This window comes from Citricoccus alkalitolerans, assembly GCF_039528175.1.
GTDB lineage: Bacteria > Actinomycetota > Actinomycetes > Actinomycetales > Micrococcaceae > Citricoccus > Citricoccus alkalitolerans.
Genome location: NZ_BAAALH010000001.1, coordinates 626,509 through 651,558, shown reverse-complemented (window position 1 = coordinate 651,558; position 25,050 = coordinate 626,509). Strand labels below are relative to the sequence as shown.

At 69.7% G+C, this 25,050-nt stretch carries 16 protein-coding genes; 2 read left to right on the top strand and 14 right to left on the bottom strand.

Annotated elements, in window-relative coordinates:
* Positions 1–6: 6 nt before the first annotated feature.
* Positions 7–2,508, top strand: a complete 2,502-nt coding sequence (locus ABD134_RS02870; RefSeq protein WP_344226544.1) for a glycosyltransferase family 4 protein — start codon at positions 7–9, stop codon at positions 2,506–2,508.
* A 68-nt stretch (positions 2,509–2,576) separates the two neighbouring features.
* Here the strand turns inward: ABD134_RS02870 and ABD134_RS02865 are convergent, their stop codons facing one another.
* From ABD134_RS02865 to ABD134_RS02815, 11 genes are all read right to left on the bottom strand, one after another.
* Complete coding sequence (locus ABD134_RS02865) at positions 2,577–4,682, bottom strand: hypothetical protein (RefSeq protein ID WP_344226543.1); 2,106 nt, start codon at positions 4,680–4,682, stop codon at positions 2,577–2,579.
* Positions 4,679–6,262, bottom strand: coding sequence for a glycosyltransferase family 4 protein (locus ABD134_RS02860; protein ID WP_344226542.1), 1,584 nt, complete (start codon positions 6,260–6,262; stop codon positions 4,679–4,681). Before ABD134_RS02860 ends, ABD134_RS02865 begins: the two co-directional genes overlap by 4 nt.
* Positions 6,259–7,260: a Gfo/Idh/MocA family oxidoreductase gene (locus ABD134_RS02855; RefSeq protein WP_344226541.1), complete on the bottom strand. Its 1,002-nt coding sequence runs from the start codon at positions 7,258–7,260 to the stop codon at positions 6,259–6,261. The genes ABD134_RS02860 and ABD134_RS02855 overlap by 4 nt, the downstream gene beginning before the upstream one ends.
* On the bottom strand, positions 7,257–8,372 hold the full coding sequence (locus tag ABD134_RS02850; protein ID WP_344226540.1) for a DegT/DnrJ/EryC1/StrS family aminotransferase: 1,116 nt from the start codon (positions 8,370–8,372) through the stop codon (positions 7,257–7,259). The genes ABD134_RS02855 and ABD134_RS02850 overlap by 4 nt, the downstream gene beginning before the upstream one ends.
* Positions 8,369–9,013, bottom strand: coding sequence for an acyltransferase (locus tag ABD134_RS02845; RefSeq protein WP_344226539.1), 645 nt, complete (start codon positions 9,011–9,013; stop codon positions 8,369–8,371). The genes ABD134_RS02850 and ABD134_RS02845 overlap by 4 nt, the downstream gene beginning before the upstream one ends.
* 1 nt (position 9,014) lies before the next feature.
* Positions 9,015–10,328 carry a nucleotide sugar dehydrogenase gene (locus ABD134_RS02840; RefSeq protein ID WP_344226537.1) on the bottom strand — a complete coding sequence of 438 codons (1,314 nt, stop codon included), beginning with the start codon at positions 10,326–10,328 and terminating at the stop codon, positions 9,015–9,017.
* 169 nt (positions 10,329–10,497) lie between these two features.
* A complete protein-coding gene (locus tag ABD134_RS02835) occupies positions 10,498–12,768 on the bottom strand; it encodes a glycosyltransferase (protein ID WP_344226535.1) in 2,271 nt (756 codons plus the stop codon).
* The gene (locus tag ABD134_RS02830) at positions 12,765–13,529 is read right to left on the bottom strand and encodes a hypothetical protein (RefSeq protein WP_344226533.1); all 765 of its coding nucleotides are present in this window, start codon (positions 13,527–13,529) and stop codon (positions 12,765–12,767) included. The genes ABD134_RS02835 and ABD134_RS02830 overlap by 4 nt, the downstream gene beginning before the upstream one ends.
* Positions 13,530–13,707: 178 nt before the next feature.
* The gene (locus tag ABD134_RS02825) at positions 13,708–15,489 is read right to left on the bottom strand and encodes a glycosyltransferase family 4 protein (RefSeq protein WP_344226531.1); all 1,782 of its coding nucleotides are present in this window, start codon (positions 15,487–15,489) and stop codon (positions 13,708–13,710) included.
* Positions 15,486–18,107, bottom strand: a complete 2,622-nt coding sequence (locus ABD134_RS02820) for a CgeB family protein (RefSeq protein ID WP_344226529.1) — start codon at positions 18,105–18,107, stop codon at positions 15,486–15,488. Before ABD134_RS02820 ends, ABD134_RS02825 begins: the two co-directional genes overlap by 4 nt.
* Positions 18,104–18,976, bottom strand: a complete 873-nt coding sequence (locus ABD134_RS02815) for a hypothetical protein (protein ID WP_344226527.1) — start codon at positions 18,974–18,976, stop codon at positions 18,104–18,106. The genes ABD134_RS02820 and ABD134_RS02815 overlap by 4 nt, the downstream gene beginning before the upstream one ends.
* A 187-nt stretch (positions 18,977–19,163) precedes the next feature.
* Here ABD134_RS02815 and ABD134_RS02810 point away from each other — a divergent pair, with 187 nt between their 5' ends.
* On the top strand, positions 19,164–21,065 hold the full coding sequence (locus ABD134_RS02810) for a polysaccharide pyruvyl transferase family protein (protein ID WP_344226525.1): 1,902 nt from the start codon (positions 19,164–19,166) through the stop codon (positions 21,063–21,065).
* A gap of 75 nt (positions 21,066–21,140) precedes the next feature.
* On the opposite strand, the gene wecC is transcribed toward ABD134_RS02810, so the two are convergent.
* The 3 genes from wecC to ABD134_RS02795 form a co-directional block, all read right to left on the bottom strand.
* Entirely contained in the window at positions 21,141–22,400 is a 1,260-nt protein-coding gene (gene wecC / locus ABD134_RS02805) for a UDP-N-acetyl-D-mannosamine dehydrogenase (RefSeq protein WP_344226523.1), read from the bottom strand.
* Positions 22,401–22,508: 108 nt separating this feature from the next.
* Positions 22,509–23,744: a glycosyltransferase family 4 protein gene (locus tag ABD134_RS02800; protein WP_344226521.1), complete on the bottom strand. Its 1,236-nt coding sequence runs from the start codon at positions 23,742–23,744 to the stop codon at positions 22,509–22,511.
* 3 nt (positions 23,745–23,747) lie between these two features.
* The gene (locus tag ABD134_RS02795; RefSeq protein ID WP_344226519.1) at positions 23,748–25,016 is read right to left on the bottom strand and encodes an LCP family protein; all 1,269 of its coding nucleotides are present in this window, start codon (positions 25,014–25,016) and stop codon (positions 23,748–23,750) included.
* Positions 25,017–25,050 lie beyond the last annotated feature (34 nt).

Sequence of the window (25,050 nt, the reverse complement as noted above, 5' to 3'; positions counted from 1 at the left end):
ACCCGCGTGACCGACAGCGCCCCGAGAGAGTCCGCCCTCCGACCCCACATGGTCATGCTGGTGGGAAACCATGTGGTCGGTGACTCCCGGGTGGAGAAGAGCGCCCTCAGCGCCGTCAAGGCGGGGTATCGGGTGACGATCGTCGGCACGAGGCACCGAAGCACGTTCCACATCGGCGAGTACTCAGGGATTCCCATCTACCGGATCCCCGCGGACTTCGCCCGCCACGTGACCTCGGGTCAGTGGAAGGAGGTCAAGCCCCGACGGTGGTCGGACGACGATGACCCGCTGGCCGTCTGGGGCCGGGCGCGGGATACGCCGGTGTGGAGCATCCGTTCCACCGTTGACCGGTTGGACCGAGCCACCCACGCCGTGAGGACCCGGATCGAGAAACAGCTTGACGACCGTGCCACGCGGGCAGCCGACGCTGTCGGTCAGGTGCGTGACCGTGCCTTGGCAGCCCTGCCGCGCGGCTGGCGACGGGTCTGGCCGCATATCGCCGACTACGAGGATGCCTTCCTGGACGTTCTCCAGCGTTTGAAGCCGGACATCATCCACGTGCATGACCGCCACCCGCTGCCGGGGGCCGCGGCCTACGCCGCCTGGCAGAGGTCCAGAGGCCAGGACGTGCCGTGGGTGTACGACGCCCATGAGTGGCTTCCGGGTCAGGAATTGCCGGGTCCGGCCGCCGCCCGGACCGGATGGCTCGCCGCCGAGGCCGAACTGATCCACCACGCCGATGCAGTGCTCACGGTCTCCGACGAGCTCGCCACCCGAATGCAGCAGCGGCACCGTCTGAAGGAGCGTCCCGGGACGGTCATCAATGCTCCGGCCGTGACCCGGACGCCCATGGACCCTGCAGTCCGCCGGCCGATCCGCGAGGAGTGCGGGCTGGGTCCTGAGACTCCTCTGTTCGTCTACGTCGGCAAGATGAGTGAGCGTCGCGGCGTCCTCATCATGGTGGAATCTCTTTCCCTGTTGCCAGATACCCACATTGCCTTCATCGGGTCCCGAGACGTCGCGATCCGGCAACGCATCATGGAACGAGCCGAACAGCTCGGTGTCGCCGATCGGGTCCACCTCAAGGACTATGTGCCCTCCTCCTCGGTCACCTGGTACATCGAATCGGCGACGGCCGGCATCAGTCCACTCCTGTCCACTCCGGCTCACCAGTTGGCCATCGCCACCAAGATCAGCGAGTACGTCCAAGCCGGACTTCCCGTCATCGTCAGCGACATGAGGGCCCAGGCTGCCTTCGTCCGGGATCATGCCATCGGCACCGTGTACGCGGCTGAGGACCCCGCCGATCTCGCCGCGGCCACCCGTCGGCTCTTGGAGGGGGTCGACGGATTCCGCCGGGCGGTCCACGAGGGAGAGGTCCGCACGCTGCAGACCTGGGACCACGCCGAACAGGTCCTGATCCACACGTGGACGCGGCTGTGCGTGACCCAGCCACCGGTTCACGCGACGGATGCCGGCGCCGGATCGGTGGAGAGAGCAGCGGGCTCAGCGCTCGATCTGGTCGGTGCCGCCGACCGTGATCCGCTGGCTCAGGTCTGGGTTCGACATGGCGGCTCCGCGGTGACGCACATCGGGCTGGAACCCAGCGAGACGGCGGGCGACGCTGACCTTCCTGAGGTGCTCGCAACGTGGTCTGCCATCAATCGTCATGCCGATGTGGTCCTCTACGCGGGCTGGACCTCCGCCGGAGGTGGAGACGATGGGCCCGTCTCCTCGGAGATGCGCTCCCTGCTGGCACGCGGCAAGAAGGTGGGGATCTGGACGGGTTCGGCCCCCCTTGTGGATCCACGTCTGCTCCTCAGCGCCCATCCGCACCATCCCCTGGCCCAGTGGAGCACAGAGCAGCTCACGCGGTACCGCCGCCAGGTGCACCGTGGTTCCCGCCCCCTGCTGGAGCTGCAGGACGTCGGTATCCCCCTCTTCACCACGGACGCGGTGGCGGCCGAGATCCTGACCGATGTGCACTGGGTACCGTCGCCGCTGGCCGGCCCACGGGCGTTCGCGGACAACGTGGCCACTGCGCAGGCGGACGGCCGCCCGCCGCAGATCCTGATCATCCCGGCGCTTCGTTCCCCGCAGGAGCTGGCGTCACTGGACACCCTGGACAAGACGGCGACGGCGGCCGGCTTCCGGGTGGCGCGTCCCCGAGCCAAGAGGTTCCATCCCTCAGATGCCGTCTTCTCCGACATCGTCGTGGACACCCTGTCGACGGGAGGTTACAGCGAGGCGGCGGCCTGGGCCTGGTCAGCTGGCCGCGTAGTCGTCGGCCGGGCCGGCACTCCGCCCTGTGGACTCGACCTCCGCGAGAGCCCCCTGGTGGCCGCAGACCCGAGCAGCGTGGTTGAGACCGTGATGGACCTGGCCGGGGCGCACGCCAGCGGCCAGCTGGATGGTCTCGACATCGCTGGCCGCGCCTTCGCTGAATCGGTCCACGACGGCCGGCTCACGGTGCAACGGATCATGACGGTGCTGGACGGTCTGAGGTAAGGCGGTCGGGGCCCGGCCCATCAGGCTTGGCCCCGACGAGGTCCGACCCTCCAGGCCCGACGACGCCGTCAGGACTGAGCGGCGAGGCCTTCACGCACGGTGCGGACGCGGCGGTCCCAGGTCTCGCTCGTCCGTGTGTGGTCGAGCCCCGGCGCTCCCTCCGACACGAGGCGCTCAATGCCCTCGCGTATCGCCTCAGGGGTGCGCTCACAGCCGTGGCCGACACGGTTCTCTCGCACGAAGTCCGCAATTCCCATGTCCTGATAGCACAGGACCGGGAACCCTCGCTCGATCATGCTCACGGTCTTGTAGGGGAAGCTGAACCGCGCATAGTCGCTGTCCAGCAGAACGATACCCAGACACACCGCCGTTCTCGGCCGGTACAGGTCGAGCGGGACGGTCAGGATCCGCACCCGATCCTGGCCCAGCAACCCGTGACGGCCCAGGCAGGTGCGCAAGTAGTCGGCCTCCTCCTCCCGGACCACGAAATCGAGGAGATACTCCGTGCCGCCATCACTGACGGCCGCCAGGTAGTCGTCCATGCCGTAGACGCTGTTCATGCCGCCGGCATAGAGCAGGGTCGTCCCCTCGGCCACGGGGTGGACACCTCCGGCATCCACGACGTTCGCCTCGGCCACTGCGGGCGGCAGGGGCACCCATGCGCGTGCCGTCTCCCCGTGGGTGGTCAGGAGCCGGTTGAACCCGTCTCCGGAGGCCTCGCTGGGGGCCAGTAACATCTCGGCACGGTCACCGATCTGCCGCAGCTCCTGCAGGCCGCGGGCCGTCAGCTCGCTGCGCATCTCCTCATCATCGAGGTATCCATCCACCTCGTCGAGCCAATGCAGGTCGCGAACGAACCATGCGCACCGGCCGCCCGCCTGGCGGATCTCGTCCATGAGGCGCTCGAGGTCATCCACGGCGTCCGTGGACGCGATCGGGGAGGTCGAGTTCTCGCCATAGAACACCCCGAACGGGCGGCCTTCGGCGATGAGACGGCGCACGGCCGCCGCGCGCCGGCGGAAGCCACCGCCGCTGGAGTAGAGGCGGATGGCTGCTTCGGGACGGTCAAAGGCCTCGGCCATGTTGCGGATTCGCTGCGGCCGGGCCCCATTGGTTCGGTCCTGCAAAGGTGCCACGGAGTAGAAGACGTCCAACGGGCCCGTCCCCTGGAGTGCCGCGAGCTCCTCGAAGTCGCGGGAGACGGCCCGACCCATGATCCGGTCCAGCGCGGAGAGCAGGTCATCGTCGTGATCGATGGTCCGCGCAGATGCCGTGCGTTCAGCGACGGGGTCCGGGGTCCCGCCCGATACCATCCGCTGCAGCTCGGCCGAGATCCGCAGCCCGCGGGCCGCCCGCGGCAACCCCAGGTCCCGGACCAGATTGCCGTTGCCGATGGTCTCCTCCACGATGACCCGGTCCCACTGGCCCGTCAGGCTCCCGAGCAGGGCAGCATAGTGGCGGGACGTCCCCACGAACACGGCATGGGAGTGGCCCTCCAGCCGCGCCCTCAGGGTCGGGGCCAGGAGACGGCCCCGGGACAGGTCCCGGCCGCGGTAGAGGGATTCTGCCTCCACCGGGACGACGTCGGCTCCGTCCAGGGCGGCTGAGAGGTTCTCCCGGTAGGTCTCCACCCGGCCGGCGTCCATCGCGTGCGGATGGATCAGTGCGACGCGTGTCCCGGCCCCGGCCGACAACACCGGCTGGCCGTCACCGAGCAGCAGCGGCGTCAGGAGGTGCGCAACGGTGGAGCCCTTGGCCCCTGACTTGTCCATCTCCCACTCGTCATCCAACAGCAGCCGGTCGGTCGCGGCGTTGAGAGTCGCGAAATCCTCGGCCAGGGCCGTGCGGGCACTGGAGAAGTCCAGGCTTCCCCGCACCAGCCACGGGACGAAGGGAACCACCACGTTCTCGGCCGCGAACGCCGCCGCCTCCAGGCCGAGGGCGATGACCCGGTCCACGCCTTTGGACTCGATGAACTGCGTCATGTAGGACGTCGCCAGGGCGCTCCGGCGCAGACGATATCCCTTCATCCACAGCGGTACCCTGTCACCGCCACGGAACCACTGGCCATTGACGTCGAAGACGTGAACCTCGTGCCCTGAGTCGCGCAGGGACGAGAACACCTGGGCCTCAGCGGGCCCCGGGCTCCGGGTCAGCAGCAATACCGTGCTCATCGGCGGCGGTTTCCCTTCGTCGGTTCAGTCAGGCCCATCAGCTCCAGCTCACGGCGAACGGTGGCATCGGCCCCGCACTGCCGGTGAGCCCGCTCGGAGGCGGCGCGGGACATGCGCGTGAAGAGCGCGGGGCGGGACAGGACTCGGTTCAGGCCCCGCACCAGTGCGTCCACCTCTTCCTCGCCGGCCAGGATGGCGCAGTCCTCGTCCACGAACTCGGGGATGGCGGTCACGGCGTTCGTCACCGGGATCAGCCCGGAGGACATGGCCTCGTCCCGCGAGACCCCCTGCGAATCCAATCGGGACGGGACCAGGAAGATGCCATGGTCCTTGTGGAGTGCCGCCACGTCGTCCTGCGAGACGAAGCGCCGCTGGATCGTCACGTTGGGGTGGTGGCCGAGGGCATCCTCGAACTCGTGGAAGTACTTCCCGTCACCGATGATCGTCGCCTCGATCCGATGCCAGTGCGGGCCCGTGGCCAGTCGCTCCAGGACCTGGACCGCGATGTCGTTTCCGTACTTCCGGCTGCCGGCATTGCGCACCCACAACAACTTGTACCGCTGGTCCTCGTCCTTCGGGACGTAATCGAACAACTCCGTGTCGATGAAGTTGTGGACGATCCTGGACCGGTTGGCCGGGAAGACCAGTCCCATGTCATCTGTGACAGCTCGCCGCCACCATTCGGACACGAAGATGAACGACGCCGGCCCGTGCGGATGCCGGACCACGCTCCGCCAGAAGCGCTGCAGTGCCAGGGTGCGGTCGATACCCCGTTCCAGGTCCGTGCCCTTGCCGAAGTTGAACACGCGGCGGATCCATCGGTCGCACTCGTACCCGTGCAGGAACACGTGGAGATCGAGGTCGGGCAGGAACGGCACCAGATGGCGCCACATCAAGGCGTTCAGGAAATGCACGCTGACACTTCGGTACTCCTGGCGGGACAGCACGGCCGCGATCTCCGGTCCGCGTCCCACCAGCACCCGCACACCGTCAAAGGTGTAGATGCGCCGCTCCTGGGACGGTGCGGCCAGCACCACGTCCACGTCGATGCCGGAGTCGATGTAGTGCAGGAGGCGACGGTGGACGAAACCGTTCCCGTACTCCCGGCCGATGTCCGGGTAGTCGTTGGCGATCACCAGATGTCTCGGGGCCCCCGGGCGCAGGGTCTGTCCAGACAGGTATTCGTCCGCCAGTTCCTCGGTTGTGGGTCCCTCGGGTTCATCCAGGTCGGGACCGGCGCTCAGGGTCCCGGAATACTGGGCCTCTGGTTCCCGCAGGGTGTCCAACTCGTCCAGCGCCGCCGTCAGCCGCTGCCGCAGCACCGAGTTCTCGAGGGCCAGCATCGGCAGGACCTCATGCTCGCCGTAGGTGGTGCCGACGAACTCGGGCGGAACGGACAGCAATTGGCTGACATTCTCCTCGCCACCGCGCGCCTGGCCGGGCAGTACCGCCCGTCGGACTCGGGCAGACAGCTCATCCGGCAGCAGGTCCAGCGACCTCCGTGCCGAGGACTTCACTGACGGGGGCAGGGAGGACCCGACCCGTCGGAGCTGTTGGCGGGCGGCACGTTTGAAGTTCATGCCCCCTCCGGGGCCGTCTGGTTTTCATTCTGCGGATCCGGACCGGTGGAGAGCATCGTCTCGGCCACACGGAGGATCTCCAGCCCCTCCTCCAGGGAGACGTGCCGGTTGTCCTCGCCGAGGATCGCGTCACGGAATGCCTCGTGCTCGGTCCGCAGCGGCTCCTTCTTGGGAAAGGCGTACCGGATGACATCCCCCTCGGTGACCCCTCGGAAGTTCGCGACGGGCTGCCATTCGGTGGGAACGCTGCCGTTCTCGTAGAACGTGAGGTCTGCCGTCAGGGTGCTGGCGACCAGCACGCCCTTCTCACCGGTGACCACGGTCGTGCGCTCCTTCACCGGGGACAGCCAGTTGACGATGTGATTGGTGATGACGCCGTTGTCCAATCGGCCGATGGCCACCACCATGTCCTCGTGCTCCCGCCCGGCGTTCCGGGCAGTGTGCGCGGAGACGGAGGCGAAACGGGACCGCGCCAACCAGGCCGTCAGGTCGATGTCGTGCGTCGCCAGGTCTTTGACCACACCCACGTCGGCGATGCGGGCCGGGAACGGCCCCTGGCGCCGGGTGGAGATCTGCAGGATGCGGCCCAGCTGGCCGTCGTCGATCCGCTGGCGCAGTTCCTGCAGGGCCGGGTTGAAGCGTTCGATGTGACCCACTGCGCCGACCAGTCCGCGGGAGGAGAATGCCTCCACCAATCGCTCACCGGCTGCCAGTGACGCGGCGATCGGCTTCTCGACCATGATGTGGATGCCGGCCTCGGCCACCGCCAGGCCAACCTCTTCGTGCAGGCCGGTGGGCACGGCACACACGATGGCGTCCACGCCGCACCCGATCAGTTCCTCCACGGTCGAGTACACGGGCAGTCCGTCGGCGACGCCGTGCGGGTCCCCGATCGCGTCGGCCAGGGCCACCAGCTCGGTGCCCTCGATCTCTCGCATCACCCGGGCGTGGTGGCGGCCCATCATGCCCAGCCCGATCAGTCCGGTGCGGATGGTCATGCGCGCGCCTCCCCGACGACGGTGTTCACGCCGTCGACGATGCGCTCCAGGTCCTCCCGCGTCAGTGACGGGTGGACCGGGAGCGAGAAGACGGTCGCCGCGGCGATCTTCGTGTGGGGCAGGTCCGCGGGCTGCTGGAATGACGGCAGCTCGTTGGTGGGGATCGGGTAGTAGACCCCGGTACCGACGCCGAACTCGTTCTTGAGCCGGTCCAGGATCGCACCCCGGGCACCGGCCAGGTCCTCGGACAGTCGCACCGTGTACTGGTGGTACACATGCACGGCGCCTTCGCGGACCACGGGGGTGGTGACACCGCGCAGGCCGGCGTCGAGGAACGCCGCGTTCTCCTGGCGTTGGCGCGTCCAGGCGCCCACCTTCGTCAACTGGACCCGGCCGATCGCGGCGTGGAGGTCCGTCATGCGGTTGTTGAAGCCCACGACCTCGTTCTCGTACTGACGTTCCATGCCCTGGTTGCGCAGCAGACGGACACCCCGGCCCATGGCCTCGCTGTCCACGGACACCATGCCGCCCTCGCCACTGGTCATGTTCTTGGTGGGGTACAGGCTGAACATGCCGAAGGCCCCGAACGTCCCGACTGGTCGCCCGTTCCACGCCGCCCCGTGGGCCTGTGCCGCGTCCTCGAACACCATCAGGCCGTGGGTCTCAGCGATCCGTCCCAACTCGTCCATGGGGGCCGGGTGGCCATAGAGGTGCACCGGCATGATGGCCTTCGTGCGGTCCGTGACCAAGGCCTCGACGCTCGCCGGCTCCAGGCAGTAGGTGTCCAGATCGATGTCCGCGAACACCGGGGTCGCCCCGGTCAGGCGCACGGCGTTGCCGGTGGCGGCAAAGGTGAAGGCCGGGACGATCACCTCGTCGCCGGGGCCGATGCCGGCGGCCAGCAGGCCGAGGTGGAGTCCGGAGGTGCCGGAGTTCACCGCGACGCAGGGGCGTCCGGCCACCAGGACATCGGCGAACTCAGCCTCGAAGGCGGCCACCTCCGGTCCTTGGGCGACCATGCCGCTCTGGAGTACACGGTCGACGGCGGCGCGTTCCTCGTCGCCGATGATCGGCTTGGCCGGGGGGATGAAATCGGGTGTTGCCTGGGTCATGCTCTCGGTTCCTCTCCGTCCAGGACGACGATCGCGTCGCCGTCCTCGCGATACTTCTCGCCCGTGTCCGGGCACACCAGGACGGAGGGTTCCGTCGCCGACGGCTCCAGCTTCCGCCCGGTCTTGCCGACCCATCCGAGGCGGCGGGCGGGAACCCCGGCCACCAGGGCGTGGTCAGGTACGTCACGCGTCACCACCGAGCCCGCGGCCACGAGTGCCCAGGCTCCGATCGTCAACGGCGCCACACAGACGGCCCGGGCCCCGATGGCCGCACCACGACCGATGGACACCCCGACGGCGTCCCAGTCGGAGGCCGATTTCTGGGTTCCGTCCGGGTTGATGGCCCGGGGGTAGGTGTCGTTCGTCAGGACCACGGCGGGGCCGATGAACACTCCGTCGTCGAGGTGCGCCGGTTCGTAGACGAGGGCATGGTTCTGGATCTTGCAGTTCTCGCCCACCGTCACCCCGGTGCCGATGTACGCTCCCCGGCCGACCACGCAGTTCGACCCGAGCAGGGCCTTCTCGCGGACCTGGGCCAGGTGCCAGATCTTCGTGCCGGCCCCGATGACCGCGTCTGCGGAGACATCGGCGCCCGGGGCGACGCTGTACGCCTCGTCCTCAGGGGTGGTGCGATCAGTCATCTCAGACATCGGCCCCGGCCTCCGCGGGCACTCCGATGACGCGGCGGGCCACTGAGGTCCAGTTGGCCGGATCGGTCATATTGCGGCCGTCCACCAGGGTGGCGATCCCCGGGAGCTGGTCCGCGGAAAGCTCCTTGTACTCCGCGTGATCGGTCTGGATGATCGCCGCATCCACCCGATCGCCCCACTGGTACGGGGAGAACCCGAGGCGGGTGAGCTCCTCGTCCGTGTACAGAGGATCGTGGACGCTGACCTGTGCGCCGGCCTCCTCCAGTGAACGGACGGTGGCGAAGACCCCGGAGAAGGCCGTCTCCTTGACACCGCCACGGTAGGCCGCGCCGAGCACGAGGACCTTCTGGCCGCTCAGCGATCCGTGGGCCCCGGCCAGCATGCCGACGGCGTAGGCAGGCATTCCGGCGTTGACGGCGCGGGCGGTGCGGACGATGTCTGCCGCCGGATCGTTCCAGAGGTACAGCCGCGGGTACACGGGGATGCAGTGTCCGCCCACGGCGATGCCGGGGCGGTGGATGTGGCTGTACGGCTGCGAGTTGGAGGCTTCGATGACTCGGTAGATGTCGATGCCGTTGTCCCCGGCGTAGCGGGCGAACTCGTTGGCCAGGCCGATGTTGACGTCGCGGTACGTGGTCTCGGCCAGCTTGGCCATTTCGGCGGCTTCAGCGCTGCCCAGGTCCCACACGCCGTTCGCGCGGTCCAGGTCCTCTCGGACGTCGAAGTCGAGCACCGACTCGTAGAAGGCCCGGGCGCGCTCGGCACCCCGGGCGTCCAGTCCACCGACGAGCTTCGGGTACTTGCGCAGGTCCGCGAAGACGCGCCCGGTCAGGACACGCTCGGGAGAGAAGACCACGTGGAAGTCCTCGCCCGAGGTCAGGCCGGATCCTTCTTCGAGCATCGGCTGCCACCGGGTCCGCGTGGTGCCCACCGGCAGGGTCGTCTCATAGGAGACCAGGGTGCCGGCCGTGAGGTTCACGGCCAGATCACGCGTGGCGGAATCCATCCAGCCGAAGTCCGGCCGGGCCACTTCGTCCACGAACAGTGGGACCACCAGGACCACGGCGTCCGCGCCGGGGATGGCGTCCGCATAGTCAGTGGTGGCGCGCAGCGTGCCGTTGGCCACCGCTTCCGAGAGCTTCTCCTGAAGCTGGTCCTCGCCGGGGAAGGGCTCCTGCCCGGCATTGACCAACTCGACGACCTTCTCGTTGACGTCGACGCCGACGACCTGGTGACCCTTGCTGGCGAATTGGACGGCCAGCGGCAGCCCGATCTTTCCCAACGCCACGACAGCGATCTTGAGCATGGTTCATCCATCCTTTGGTTTGACGGCGGGTTGACGTCGACGCCCACGGAGCAGAGTGCGCCGGTGGTTCGGCCAGATGTCAGCCTAACACCGGGCATCCCGCCGACCGGGGAGCTGTCCCGCGCCTTCCGGGACCGCTGGAACCGTGATCCGTGCCACGTCAGCAGGCTCACAGTCCGGAGAGGAGCACCTGCTGCCACGACGCGGTGACGGTTCTCTCATCGAACCCGGCCACCCGCTCGCGTGCCGTTCGCTGGCGAGCCGCCCTGGCGTCGTCGTCCGCGTCCGTCTCCAGGATCAGCTGCGCCGCGGCGGCCGTGTCCTGCACCACGAACTCGTCGCCGAAGATGTCACGGGCGCCGGGCCGGTCCCACAGCACCGGAAGGGCTCCGGAGGCCATTCCCTCTGCCGGGGCAAGGTGGAAGCTCTCCACCGTGCTCGGCGAGAGCACCCAGCCGATCTTGCGCAGCCATCCGGCCATGTCCGCGCCGAAGGGCTCGAACGCCACAGCGTGGCGCACCGGGTCCCCGCCCAGCCGGGCGAAGAGGTCCATGTAAGCCTCGCGCTGGACCGGCTTGCGCCATTCGTGCGGGTACTCCCACGGCATCCGTCCCCGCAGGTGCAGGGTGTACCGCGGATCGGTGCGGTGGAGCTCCCGCAGCAGGTCCACGGCACGGTCCAGACGCTTGCGCAGGGGCACCATGCCGACCAGCCCGAGACGGTGCCGGCGACCTGGCAGGCCCGGACGGTCCAGGTCGGCCAGGCTCACGGCATTGGGGATGACCGAGACGCGTTCGGCGGGGACGTCCAGGTGCTCGACCACCAGGTCCCGGTAGTGCGCCGAGACCGTGACGAATCGGTCCACGGCGTCCGGGGCCAGCTCGGAGAGCCACCGACCACGCAGCTCGAACATGTGGAGCCGCACCACCAGGCGCTGACCGGCCTTCTTGTGCCGCGCGTACCAGACGGCATTGGGCCCGGCCCATTCGCACATCACGACGTCGGCCCAATCCACGAGTTCCCGTGAGGTCGCCTCATCGTGGTGGTGCAGTGAGGACCACTGGTCCAGCCGCAGGTCGACGTCCGGATGATCGGTGAGCAGGTCCACCAGCTCGCCCGCGAACTTCAGGTCATGGCCGGCGACGACGACGCGTACCGGCCCGGAGCGCCGCGACCGCGCCGGTCCGGGCAGTCCGATCCGGGCCAGCCACGACTTCAGGGTGTCAGCACGTGCGGTCATCCGATAGGGCTCGGCCACGGCCAGGACCCGGGCGGACAACTGCGGCAGCTGTCCCTGGACCGCGGCGATGCGCCGTGCGATCTCCTGCGGGCCGTCCTCCACACCGTCCACGAAGAGGGGGTAGTCGGCACCGAGCAGCGCCTCGTGGGCCGCCGTGCGGTTCACCAGTGGCGGGACGCCGAGTGCGCAACTCTCCAACACCTTCGTGGACAGTTCCAGGCTCAGGTCCAGTTCCTCGTCACGCCACCCGAGGGTGATGTCAGCCCTGGCGGCGGCGTCCAGGGCCGCGGTGCGGTCCAGCGCCCCCCGCCAGACCACGTCCGGGTGGGGCGAGCCCATGACAGCCCGCATACGCTCCGCCCAGTCGGGGTGGTCCGGATCATGTTGGACCTTGTCCCCCACCATGGTCAGCTCGGCGGCCACTCCCCCGGCCCGCAAGTACTCCACGATCTCCGGCATCTGGTCCGTGCGCCAGCGGCGGGCGAACTTGCCCGTGTAGACCAGGCGCACTGGACCGCTTGGCCCTGCAACGGATCCGGCCCCTGAGGCAGCCGAAGCTGAGGCAGCGGACCGGCCGATGCTGTCCGGCACCATCGGTGAGAGCACCACGGTCCGGCCGGCCGCGGCCGGGACCATGGCCTCCAGCACGGCGCGAGCCGGCTCGGTCTGGGCCAGCATGAGGCGGCTGGCCGCGGCGATCTCGCCGAGCTGCCGCCAACGCTCGGCGCCGGTCTCGGCGCCGCTGTCCGCGGTGCCGTGTGGGTATCCGAACTCCGTCACGTAGGACCAGAGCCGCCCCGCGAAGGCCCCCCGACGGGCGACCTGGCGGCAGATGCGGATGCCGCGAACCATGACGACGTCATAGGGATCCTGACCGTCCAGCTTCTGGAGGGCCTCGGCGGCCGGTACCGGGTCCAGTGCACGGCGTCCCTGCGGGGGTTGGGCCGGCCGCACAGTGACCCCGGGCATGCTGCGGAGCTCTCCGGACAACAGGGTGCGGTCCTCGACGGCCTTGAGCTGGACGTCCACCTGGGCACCGGCCAGGGACCAGGTCTGGGCCATGGAGGTCAGCCAGACGGCGGAACCGTCGATGATGTTCAGGTCCACGTCGCCGTAGAGCAGCACCCGGACCTGCCGCTGTGGTCGCAGAGTTCCGGACGGGTTCGCCGGCTCGCTGCCGGCGGTCTCGATGCCGCTCATCCGCGGGCCTCCTGGATTCCATGGGTCGGTGCGCCCGACGCCGGCCGGGTTGCGGGCTGGTGGGCTGCGGGCTGATCGGACGGCGGCTGGACGGGGTCCAGGTCCCGCAGCAGATCCACCACCCCGGTGGGGGCATCGCCCGGATCCTCGGTGATGTGGTGTTGCGGGCCCGCCGCACCGGGGCGCACGGTCAGGAGGCCCTCGTCCCGCCGCAGGGCCACGGCTCCGAGCCGGAACCGGTCCGGGCCGCGATCCACGAGCCAGGCGCTGACGCCCTGGGCGCGGGCGTGGGCCAGGGCCTCCTGCAGCTCCTGATACAGGGCCACTCCTTCGGCATCCAGTGCACCGGCCCAGGTCCCGGCAACACCGGCCAAGTCGATCACGGCCACTTCGCTGAGGTCGATGATCGCGCGTGCCGTCCCGGGCAGCAGGTGATGGACCTCATGGCCCGCGGACTCCAGCTGCGCCACGAGGTCGGCAGCGGCGAGGACGGCGATGCGGCGGCCGCCCCCTGCCGGACGCGGTGCCCGACCGCCCAGCAGCGCACGGTTCAGCCGGTGGGCGGACTCGGGGTCCCGCGCGGTGACGGCGGCGGCCCTGCCGGTGGCCACGGTGGCCACGGCTGCGGAGGTGCCCCGGCCGGGGGCCAGTCCGAGCGGATCACCGGCGGGCGCGGCGCCCCGGGGTGTACGGGCGGGGGCGCCGCGGCCCACGGCCCGGCGGACGCGCCGGGACAGCGAGTCCGGGAGGTAGTCGTCCACCGTGCGGAGGGTGCCTTTCAGCGCCCGGCGAAGAGGGGCCTTCACACGGGCAGGGAGGGCTCGACGTGCTCTGCTGTAAACGCTCATGTCCTGCTTTCATACACCGTGCGTGGTCTGCCGGGCGCACACAGGGGGCTGCGGGCACCGGCCCTGCGGCGCACTCCGGCCAGGGTCCAGCCTACGCCGGGGCGACCCCGAGTCCGCGGTACATCGACAGGTAGCGCTCGGCGTTGCCGCTCCAGGTCCGCGTCCGAAGCGCCCACTGTCGCCCTGCCTGTCCGAGGTGCCGAGCGTGCCCGGGATCCTCGAGCAGGCCCTGGAGGGCGGCGGTCAGCGAGTCGAGGTCCTCGGCCCGGAACAGCACTCCGGTCACCCCGTCCTGGACCAGCTCGGCCAGCGCGGGCAGGTCAGAGGCCACCACGGGACGGCCCACGGCTGAGGCCTCCACGGATTTCATGGGCGTGACCGTCCGGGTCACGGACAGATCCTTGCGGGGCACCACGAACACGTCCAGTGCGGCGTGGTTCATCAGTGCCTCGGTACGCGGAACCCGCCCGGGGAAGTCACACCGGTCCTCGATGCCCAGCTCCCGGGCAAGCACCTTCAGTCCGGGCAGTGCCACCCCGTCTCCGGCGAGCCGCAGCCGCAGTCCGGGGTGCCGGGGTGCGAGCGCCGCCGTCGCCCGCACCAGCAGGTCCAGCCCCTCGTAGTCCACGATGCTGGAGACCGTGCCGATGATGGTGTGCCCGGCCCCCAGGCCGAGGGACGCCCGTGCCTCGTCCCGGGTGGGCGGCTCCTGCAGGAACTGATCCCCCACGGCATTCGGGCAGATGATCATCCGATCCGGGTCGACTCCGGCCGCCACCAGGGCGGACCGCATGCCCTCACCGAGGGTGACCACCCGGTCCGCGCTGCGGGCCACTTCCGCCTCCCGTGCCACGAACTCCCGGTAGCGCCGCGAGGACCGGGCGTCCTCCCCCCGGGTGGCGGCCCAGGTGTCCGCCAGCTGGCCCCGGACCTCGTAGACCCACGGAATTCCAGTCGCTTCGGCGACCGCCCTGGTCACCAGTCCGTTCGTGAAGTGCGTGGTGGTGTGGAGGAGGGAGGGACGGCGGCGGCGAACATGGTCCTCCAGAAGCTCCGCATGCTGGACCAGTCGGTCCTGTAGCCCCTGATCCATCCGGTACGGCAGCAGCCGGGCATAGTCCACGGTGTCCACCGTGTCCAGGGAGGCGGCCCAGGGGACCCCCACCTGGACGGGGTAGCCGGGGCGGGTGACGGCCGAGACCTCGAGACCGGCCTGCTGCAGTGATCGGAGGATCGAATGGCTGCGTTGTGCGTAGCCACTGGAGGTGTGCGGCAGGGAGTTGGTCAGGACATGGAGCACCCTGCCGGGCACCGGATGGATCGGTCCGAGTCCGGAGGACCGCGGTCCGTGGCCGGTGAACCCGGCCAGCTCCCCGGCGGCCCGCTTCGCCAACGACCGGTTACGTGGGTGTTGGGCGGCCAGTGCGGCCGCCCCTTCCAGGTCTCCACGGTAAGCGGCCACCCGCGAGGCGGCTGCGAACCACGCGGCCCGCCGCTTCGCGGGATCCACGTCATCCAGCAGTGCCTCCGCCCTCACCTCGTCGGCCAGGCCGAGGGCGGCATCCGCCCGGTAGGGAACCGTGCGTGCCGACACGCCGCGACGGGGTCGCTCCAGCGCCTGCCAGGCCGCGGCCCGGTCTCCGCGCATCTCATGGCCGATGGCCTCCATGACGTCCGCGCCCAGGCGCCCCGAGGCGATGAATCCCGAGGCCAGCGGCCGGGACACGGCTGCTGGCAGCCGGCGGGACACCTGCAGGGCCAGCAGGACGGGATCGTCGACGATGTGCTCGCGCACGGTCTGGGCCGTCAGGGCCAGGTTCCTCAGCCACGGGGTCTTCCCGGCGCGGGGACCAGGGATCTCTGAGCGGGTCACGGGTGTTGCCTTTCCGGGGGTCCGGGATGGTGCGGAAGTCGAGGTGAGCCGGGTGGGGCCATCGGCCGCGGTAACAGGTGGATGGCCAGGCGCGGGGTCCTGGTCGCGGACACCAGCCTGGTCCCGTGGTGGACCCGCATCCGCAGGCGCACCCGGGCCACCCGGTGCAGCCGATGGGCCGGGTCACCGAGCAGTTCCACGGACACCGGCTCCCGCTCGGGTTCCGGAGCCCCCGTGGCGATGAGGTCCACAGCCTGCGTGGACCCTGCCGGGAACCGCGTCTCGGCCAGCAGCCGGCCCCCCTGGAGGACGCGCATCCCACGGACCAGGTCTGCCCCGGTGTACGAGAGTTCCAGGGTCAGGTACTCGCCGGCGGCCCAGGCGAAGGCGGCCGCGTCCAGGGGGCAACCATAGTCCAGGAGCACCATCCGGTCCGTATCAGGGGTTAACGGGGACGGCGCGCCTGTTGGATCGCCCGGATTCCTCAGACCTTCCGGATCAGCTGAGCCATCGACCCGTTCGGTCGCCCGGTGAGCCTCGGCCCGGCGGAACCAGTCGTCGAGTTGCCGGCGCGCGTCCAGCCGTCGACCTCGGACTTCCGCCTCGGGCACCCTCGACGCTGCGGGCGCCCCGGACAGACGCCCCAGCTTCAGGGCCGCTTCCTCCGCGGAGCCGATCTTCAGCAGCCATTCGCTCCACAGGTCGTCGAACCGATTGGCCGGGTGCCGGGACGTCAGGACGACAGGGCCGGCGCACACCGCATACGGTGTCACGGGAGCGTGTGACCGCTGCCGGCCTGATCCGGCCGGCTGGAGGTAGACCGCCGTGCCGGACAGTGCCGCGGCGAGCCCGTCCGGGCCGGCATCTCTGAGTTCACCAGCAGCCAGGTCACGGATCGCCAGGTCTCGGGTGCTCAGGTCCCGCGCTGAATCTGACAGCACGTGCCTGATGGAGTCGGCCACGGGATCGGCGGAGGCCCCCGCTCCGGTCCCGGCCTGTGAGACGTCATCGGACCGGATCACCGTGAGTCCGGCCCAGGCGGCACTGCAGTCATGGGGCTGAGCGGTCCGTCGTCGCACCGCCGCCAAGAAGGCGGATTCCACCACGGCCGGCGTGTGCAGGGCGTTCTTCGCCGGTGCCAGCAGGTTCACGCGGTCCAGCGGGGCTGCACCGATGCGGACCACGAGGTCGTAGCCCGCGGCGTCCGAGGGGCTGAAGGCCTCCTCCGAGAGTAAGCACACCGTGGACAGGCCCGCATTCCGGACGGCGATCGCCTCCCGCGCCGAGAGCCGAAGGCCATCGGCGAGCACCAGATGGCGAGCCGGCCCTCCCTCGAGGGAGGCCAGCAGTGGCTGGAGGTCGCCGTCGTCGGGAATCCACACCGCCGCCAACCGGCCCCAGTCCTCCAGCTCCCGGCGGATCACGTCAGTGGCGTCGAAGCGCCGTGGCGGGTAGCGGTACGCCAGGACCACATCGTCGGCCCTCTCCGCAGCAGGCGAGTTGTCCCGCGTGTCCGGGGCATCTCTGATCTCAGGGGCGACGGGGACGGCAGGGGCGTCCAGGACAGGGCGGCCGTCGAACTGGAGGAACCAGACCGTCCGCTCGGCCGCATCCAGCGAGCGCCAACTGTCGTCCTGTAGCAGCACCTCGAGGGCCTGGACGCGGGCCGTGGCGCTGAAGGAGCGCTCGAAACGGTCGAGGGTCTGGGCCGCCAACACGGGCAGGCCGCCGGATTCCAGCATGTCGGTGATCCACCGATCGGCCTCGTCGATGCTCCCGCAGACCTCCATCTCCGGGAACGCCCGGCTGCGGGGCGCCCCCGGCACCACGCTGACCACGGGCAACCCCATGGCGGCGTACTGGACCACCCGGCTGGGCAGGTCGAAATGACCGAGATCCTCCAGGCCTGGGAACCAGGTGGGCTGCCCGCGGTAGGCACTGAAGAACTGGGGGATGTTGAGCGCGACTCGAGCCCGGCCACCGGCCTCGGCCACCTCGGCGTCGGAATCCAGGAACCCGCCGCCCATCCCGGCGGGGTCTGCCTCCATCCGGCCATACACCTTCACGGAGTGGCCCATGGCGGCGAGTTGTTCATACCTCGCCCGCCGCACCGGACCGACCATGTTCCCCAGGAACATCACGGTGGACTCGGGCTCGTGCTGCCCGTACACGGCCGGGAATGCCGTGTGGTCCGTCCAGAAGGGGAGGTTCACCCCGGTCGGCCGCCCGAACCGCTGTTCGTAGAACCGCAGGACGGACTCGTTTCCGCAGTGCAGGACGAGGTCATAGAGGTCGATGACCGGTCCGTAGGAGTCCTTGAAGAGCACCGGGTCGTCGGACAGCCAGGTGGCCACCACGGCACCGGTCCCGCGCAGGGCCTGCAGGACGGGATAGGGGGCCGAGGCCGGTCGGAACACGAGCACCAGGTCCGGCTGGAAGGCCGTGATCAGGTCCAGGTGGGAGGCGATGGAGGGCAGCAGCTCGCCCGTGTCCCGGAACAGGTACCCGGAGCCGAAGCGGCCGGTGTTGTAGACCTCGTGGCCGCGGGCCCGCAGCGCGCGTTCCAGGGAGGAGGCGACGTGTGTCTCCTGGATCCCGTCGTACAACACCACCCTCATGCCCGGCCCTCCGTGGTCCGTGCGGTGGAGGGTTCAGTGGCCGGGTCGGTGCCGTGATGGGAACCGGGTTCAATGCCCCGGTCGAAACGCACGGTGGTCGGTGCCTCGACCACCGGCAAGAGGACGCCTCCCGTGGCCCGGGCCACGCCGGCAGCGCCCAGGGAGAGCCGCTCCGGCACGCGGCTGAAGCCGAGCACCGGGACATCGGACCGGAGCCACCGGGCGAAGCTTGACCACGCCTCTCGGCCACGGTCCGTCTGACCGATCGCGAAGCGGTCGAGGTCGATGAGGAGGGCGCCCACGGCATGGGCCGGCGTCGCGGGAAGGCCTGTGGTCGATGTGGGCTCTTCTGCGGATCTCTCTCCATCGATGCCCCCGGTCACCGGGTCCAGCACCTCAAAGGCCGCCCCGGTCCGGTCCGCGGCCAGGATGGAGGAGGCATCGTGTCCGTCCACCACCAGGCACACCATCCCCTCGCGCCGGCGGTCTCCGAGCACCTGCCAGGCCCGGAGGGCGGCACGGTCCCGAAGCGCCGCTACGTCCTCGGCCAGGGTCCGGATATCGTCCCGCATCCCGTCCAGAGAAGCCGCCAGTTCCTGTCCGGACACGTCCTGACCGGGACTGCCCGGCCGGGGCCGATCGGCGGCCAGCTGCTGACGGCGGGAACGCTCCAGATTGCCGGCCAGCGTCCTCAGATCCCGTTGGGTGGAGCGGAGGCCCGTCACCAGGTACGCGGCGACGCCCAGCAGTCCGGTGGCCAGCAGGGCCGGCGCCCATCGGTCCAGCCCCCCGGCGTACAAGGGCACACTCGCAGTGATCAGGACCAGGCCCGACACCGCCGCAGCACCCGGGAGACGGCTCATCCTCATGGTGCGGGCAGACCTTCCGTTCTGGCGTTCCGGTGCACCCCTCCATGGGGACTCGTTGGGTGTCCGGCCGACGTTCCGGTCCGGACCCCGGACCAGTCAGGGCAGGGCTTCACGGCGACTATACCGTTTCCGGGTCCGCCCGCCCCGTGCTCCCCGGGGTGCGCCGCCCGCCCTGCTAGGTTGAACGATGGCCGAGCCCCGAGCCACGGCCACTGTGCGCGGCGAGCAGGAGAAGCGAGGACACCAGGTGAGTCACGAGTCGATCCCGAGCCATCCGAACCAGGAGGCCCCCCGGTACAGGGTGGTGCTGGTCCGCCGCCGCGGTTCGCGCCACCAGACCCGGGACGCTGGCATCCTTCGGGCCCTCCACGTGCTGGGTCACACTGTCTTCGACCTCGATCTCCGACTGCACTCGGCCTGCCTGGTCCCGGAGCCCGGAACCGAGGGCCAGCGCTTTGACCACGGGCCCGTTGAGGCGGTCTTCCGGCGCCATGCACCGGACATCGTCCTGATGGCCGACGCCGGCCTGGTCCCCTCGGAATCGACGTCCGCCTACTTCGCGCAGCACGGAATCGTAGCCGTCGACCTGAGCGACATCGCCCCGGACGATGCCGCCAAGCACAGCCTCGAGGCACTCTTCGGAGACCTCCGGTCGGCCGGACTCGTGCGGACCGGAGAGACACCCCTTCCGCGCACCGTGCTGTTCTCGGGTTACTACGGTGCCGGAAACCGTGGGGACGAGCTGCTCCTGGACACCTTGGTGTCCCATCTGCAGGACACGCTGCCCGGGTTCCACCCCGTCGTCGCCGGCTCGAAGCCCGCGGCCGTGGAGCGCGAGCACGGGCTCCAATCTCTGGCCCGCGCCGACCTCGAGGCCGGTGAGGAGTACGCCGAGCGGGCCTCCTCCCTGGTCCTGGGCCCAGGAGGCCACTGGCACGACTACTCCATCGAGCTGGCGGGCGGGGCAGCCGGCATCGTCCGAGGGGCCCACGTCTCCCCCGCCCACATGGCCCAATTGCCACTGCTCGTCTGCGCCTACGGCGGCGCGGTCCATGTGCGCGGCATGGGGGTCGGCCCGCTGACGGACCCCGCGGCACGCGCCGCCGTCAACCTGACGGGCCGCCTGGCCCGCACCATCACGGTTCGCGACCCTGAATCCGCAGAAGTCCTGGAACCGATGTCCGAGACCTGGCCGGCCCGCGTCGAGGTCTCCCCGGACGTCGTCTATGGGCTTACCCTGCCTGCTCCGGGAACCGGAACGGTACCGGAGGCCCTGCCGGACCGGTACCTCGCCGTGAATCTCCGGCCTTGGTCCGACCACCCGGACCAGCGCCGGGAACTGCACCAGATCCTGATCGACGCCGCACAGTCTCACGGCCTCGGGATCGTGGGCGTCCCGATGCAGGCCACCGACGAAGCCGCCCTGCAGGATCTGGTGGAGACTGCCGAGAAGTCAGGATCCAGGGTCGCTGTCACGGTGGTACCCACGGGGATCGACCTGCCGAGTCTCCTGGAAGTCCTTCGCGGTGCCGAGGCGCTGGCCGCCATGCGGCTGCATGCCAACCTGTTGATGCACCGGTTGCGCCGCCCCACCGTCGGCCTCGTCTACGACCCCAAGGTCGGCTCCCACTTCGCCGAACTCGGCCGCTCGGGCTATGCGCTGGATCTTGCGGTCGCCGGAGCCGACCTGCGGGGAATCCTCGACCAGGTGTTGCGGGACACGGAGCTGCCCCTCGCCACCCGCGCGCACGTGGACGGGCTGGAGGAGCGCGCCCGCGGGGAACTGGACCGGCTCACCGAGGCACTGGCGTCCGATCCACTGCGGATTCCGGATCCGGCCTGGGTCCGGTACCCGGCGCCCGCCGCAAGAAAGCCCCCACCGAAGGCACCGGCCGCAACCACAACCCCCGCGACGGAGAACCGGGCGACATCAGAGACGGCGACGGCGAAGCCGACGCGCGAGCCATCGACCGCCATCGTGACCTCAGACTCCGACTCTGGCCCTGCGGCTCCGTCCCGACCTCTCCAGCCGAGGTGGCGGCGGGCGGCCCGCCGCGTCTACCGCGGCGTGAGGCGCCGGCTGCGCTGACGCTCCCCTCGGGACGGTCCGGGCCGGAAAGCCCGGTCCGGACCGTGGACCAGACCGCCTCGGACCGGACGGAGCTCAGAGGACGCGGGCCTCGCGCCACTGGCCTCGGGTGTCCACCACGTGTTTGCCCGCGGCCAGCGGTTTGAGATCGGCGAACGCGGCGTGGTCCACCAGCAACACCACGATGTCGGCACGCTCGATCGCGGTCATCGGATCCACCAATTCCACGTTGTCCCGGCCGGCCAGGGAGGCCGGCAGCTCGTCAACGTGGGGCTCCACGGCCAGGATCGTGCTGCCGGTGAACTGCTCGGCCATGGCCGCAGCGATGTTCAGGGCCGGAGACTCCCGCAGGTCATCGATGTTCGGCTTGAACGCCAGGCCCAGGGCCGCGACCACCGGAGCCCGTCCGGTCGCCTGCTGGACGTCGAACGCCTTGACCTTGACCTGATCGATCACCCACTCGGGCTTGGAATCGTTGACCTCACGGGCGCTGCGGATGATCCGCGCCGCGCTCGGAGCAGCGTCCACGATGAACCACGGGTCCACAGCGATGCAGTGCCCGCCCACGCCCGGGCCGGGCTGCAGGATGTTGACCCGAGGGTGGTGGTTGGCCAACTCGATCAGCTCCCAGACATCGATGTCCAGGTCCCGGCTGATCATCGACAACTCGTTGGCGAAGGCGATGTTCACATCCCGGAAGGAGTTCTCCACGAGCTTGGCCATCTCCGCGGTCCGCAGGTTCGTCAACAGGATCTCACCGCGGCAGAACGTCTCATACAAGCCCTTCGCCGCTTCGGCGGCAGCTTTGCTGGACCCGCCCACGATGCGGTCGTTGGTGACCAGCTCGGTCATGACCTTGCCCGGCAGCACCCGCTCCGGGCAGTGCGCGAACAACAGGGTTCCGGCCTCTGCCAGGTCCGGACGCGCCTCGTGGATGACCTCGGCCAGACGCTCGGTCGCCCCCGGGGGCGACGTCGACTCGAGGATGACCAGTTCGCCGCCACGCAACCGCGGGGCAAGGCTCCGCCCGGCGGCCTCGATGTAGGACAGGTCCGGGGACTTGTCCGCGTGGAAGGGGGTGGGCACCGCCACGATGAAGGCGTCCGCGGCCGGGGCCTGCGTCGCGGCGGACAGCAATCCCCCGGCGACCGCCTTCTGCACGAACCGGTCCAGGTCCGGCTCCACGAACGGGACTGATCCCGCATTGACCGCATCGACCGTGTGCTGGTTCACGTCCACCCCGTGGACACGGAGCCCGCTCCCCGCGAGGATGGCCGCCGTCGGCAATCCGATGTAGCCCAGGCCGATCACGGCAACGCTGGAAATCTCAGTCATGGAGTACGTCCTTCAATCGATGGAGCCCTTCAGGCGGTCGTCCCGGACACGATGGGCGAGGAAACGGCGACCGTCGGTGTTCGGGTCCACGACCGCGGGCAAATCCGGTCAGTGGCGATTATAGGCCGTGGCCCGTGGGCCACGGCGCAGCACGGTCTCTCGGGCAAGTCCGACGAAGCGCCGGCCGAGCTCCGGCAGGTCGGCGTGGGTGTGCGCCCAGTCTCGGCCGCGGCTGCCCACGGCAGTGCTCTCCGGGCGTGCAGCGAGGCGCCGCCAGTGTGCCGCCAGGGAGGCGGCATCGGCCGGCACCAGGCTGGCCGCGCCGGACTCCTCCAGCACGCGGGCGGCCTCACCGGTGACCACCCCGGTGACGTGCCGGCCCACGGCCAGCAGCTCATACGTCTTGGACGGTATGGTCCAGTCGAAACTCGGCCAGTCCGGGCGCAGGCTCACCAGGCAGGTGTCCGCCCAGGCGTATTGGGCGCGCAAACCGGCCCCGTGCACCGCCTCCATCATGGCGACCGGAGCGCCCAGGGAGTCGTTCAGGACGGACAGGGCATCCCGCTGGGTCCCCGATCCGACGAAACGCACGGAGATGCGCTCCGGCCCCTCCCGCACCAGGGCAGCCGCCCGGATTACGGTCTCCAGGCCCTGGCTTTCTCCATGGTTGCCGAGGTAGAGCACGTTGAGCTCTCCGGGCTCGCGGTCCCGCGTCGGAACCGGTTCGATACGGCTCAACGGGACGCCGTTCCCGACCACCTCCACCCTGCGGATACCGCGTTCCGAGAGCCGTTCGGCGAAGCCCTGGGTCACCGTCACCACGAGGTCAGCCGAACGCTGGGTCCCCGTGACCAGATACTCCATCAACCGGCTCAGCAACCCGGTGGAGACCCCCGAGTCCCGGGCCAGGTCCGGCCAGGCGTCGCGCATCTCCACGATCAGCGGGGTCCGGCGGAGCTTGGACAGGGTCCAGCCGGCGACGACGGTCGGCAGAGCCGGCACGGTGACGACCAGGACATCGGGCCGCTCGGCGCGCAGCGCCACCGGAATGGCCGCCAGCGCATGGGCAACATGGCCGAGGAACCGGCCGTCACGCGTGGCGCCGAGGGCGGGGATCGTCCAGGTCCGCCAGACGCGTTCCCCGTGGCTGCCCCAACGACCGTCGGCGTCGGCCGAGGTCCCCGGCTCCTGCGCCCCACCCGGGATGTGACCCGGATCGGCCTGCGGGACGACGACGTCGACGTCCCAGCCGGCATCACGGAACGCCTCGACGAAGGCGGCCCACCGCCGTTGGGGCGGGGTCCGTTCAGGAAGGTAGGAATGCGTGATCAGCTGGACGCGCATGAGTCAGGCCCCGGCGCAGACAGCGACGGGTTCGGTCGCCTCACCGGAGCCACTGGCACTGCCGTTGGCCGAGGCGGTGGCGTCCGTGCCGCCGTCCGTGGCAGAGGGTTCACCGGATTCGGAGGACGCACTGGAGCCGGATGGCCCGCCGGAGGCATCGGCGCTGACATCCGGGGTGGCACCGCTGTCAGTGGCCGCTCCAGTGGATCCGGCCGAGGCATCGTCCCCAGACGTCCCCTCAGTGCCCTCATCGCCCGAGAGATAGCTGTCCAGGTCGTCGGCTTCCAAGGCCTGGCGCAATTCTTCGACGCCGGCTTCGTCCTGGAGCACGATCGAGGCCCCCCCGGGGCCCTCGGCCGGATCGCCATGGGGAACCGTGAAGGTCTCGATGTCATCGCTGCGGATGCCGTTGAGCTGGAGGCCATAACCCGCGATGGTCGCCGCGTCCAACCCGTCGTCCACCGTGATGAAGGGGACGATGCTGTTGACAACGCCCATCAACTTCTGGGGATTGGCCAGCGTGTCCACCGTCAGGATCTGGTCCACCATCGCCGAGACGAAGCGCTGCTGGTTGGCCACCCGCTCGAAGTCGCCGCCCAGGAAGGCCTTGCGTTCTCGGACGTAACGCAGCGCGTCAGAACCCTCCAGGAGGATCTCGCCCTGGGGGAAGAAGGAGGGGTTGACCTGGCCCGAGGAGAAGGACTGTGGATTGCAGACCCGGACGCCACCGAGGGCATCGGTCAGGCCGTTGAAGCCCTCGAAGTCGATCACGGCCAGGTGATCGATGTTGACGCCCAGCAGGTTCTCCACCGTCGCGGTCACCAACGGGTAGCCGCCGAGTCCGAGCGCGGCATTGACCTTGCGTTCACCGTTGCCGGGGATCTCCACCCACAGGTCACGGACGATCGACATGACGTAGACGTTCTGACGGTTCTCGGGGATGTGCACGAGCATCAAAGTGTCCGAGCGTTCACCCTCCTCGCCCTTGTTCTCGGCGGTGTCCATGCCCTCACCCCGGGAATCCGACCCCATGACCAGGACATTCAGGGCGCCGTCCCTGGTGGCCTCGGAGGTCGCGATGCCGGCGTCCACCGTCTGGCGCTTGTCATTGAAGGTCGAGGCGATGGAGGCTACATAGAGGCCGACGAACACGAGGACGACCACCAGCAGTGCGGCTACCACGATGAAGGCGTTACGGACGGTATGGCGCCGCCGCCGTGCCCGGCCGCTCGAGCGGCGTGGCAGATAGTCGTTGTTCTCAGTGTGAGACAAAAGGGGTTCCCATCGAGACGTCAAAGTTCCACAT

Coding starts and splice junctions, on each gene's coding strand:
- ABD134_RS02865 (WP_344226543.1), bottom strand. CDS start 4,682: ATGAGCACGGTATTGCTGCTGACCCGGAGCCCGGGGCCCGCTGAGGCC.
- ABD134_RS02860 (WP_344226542.1), bottom strand. CDS start 6,262: ATGAACTTCAAACGTGCCGCCCGCCAACAGCTCCGACGGGTCGGGTCC.
- ABD134_RS02855 (WP_344226541.1), bottom strand. CDS start 7,260: ATGACCATCCGCACCGGACTGATCGGGCTGGGCATGATGGGCCGCCAC.
- ABD134_RS02850 (WP_344226540.1), bottom strand. CDS start 8,372: ATGACCCAGGCAACACCCGATTTCATCCCCCCGGCCAAGCCGATCATC.
- ABD134_RS02845 (WP_344226539.1), bottom strand. CDS start 9,013: ATGACTGATCGCACCACCCCTGAGGACGAGGCGTACAGCGTCGCCCCG.
- ABD134_RS02840 (WP_344226537.1), bottom strand. CDS start 10,328: ATGCTCAAGATCGCTGTCGTGGCGTTGGGAAAGATCGGGCTGCCGCTG.
- ABD134_RS02835 (WP_344226535.1), bottom strand. CDS start 12,768: ATGAGCGGCATCGAGACCGCCGGCAGCGAGCCGGCGAACCCGTCCGGA.
- ABD134_RS02820 (WP_344226529.1), bottom strand. CDS start 18,107: ATGAGGGTGGTGTTGTACGACGGGATCCAGGAGACACACGTCGCCTCC.
- ABD134_RS02815 (WP_344226527.1), bottom strand. CDS start 18,976: ATGAGGATGAGCCGTCTCCCGGGTGCTGCGGCGGTGTCGGGCCTGGTC.
- ABD134_RS02810 (WP_344226525.1), top strand. CDS start 19,164: ATGGCCGAGCCCCGAGCCACGGCCACTGTGCGCGGCGAGCAGGAGAAG.
- wecC (WP_344226523.1), bottom strand. CDS start 22,400: ATGACTGAGATTTCCAGCGTTGCCGTGATCGGCCTGGGCTACATCGGA.
- ABD134_RS02800 (WP_344226521.1), bottom strand. CDS start 23,744: ATGCGCGTCCAGCTGATCACGCATTCCTACCTTCCTGAACGGACCCCG.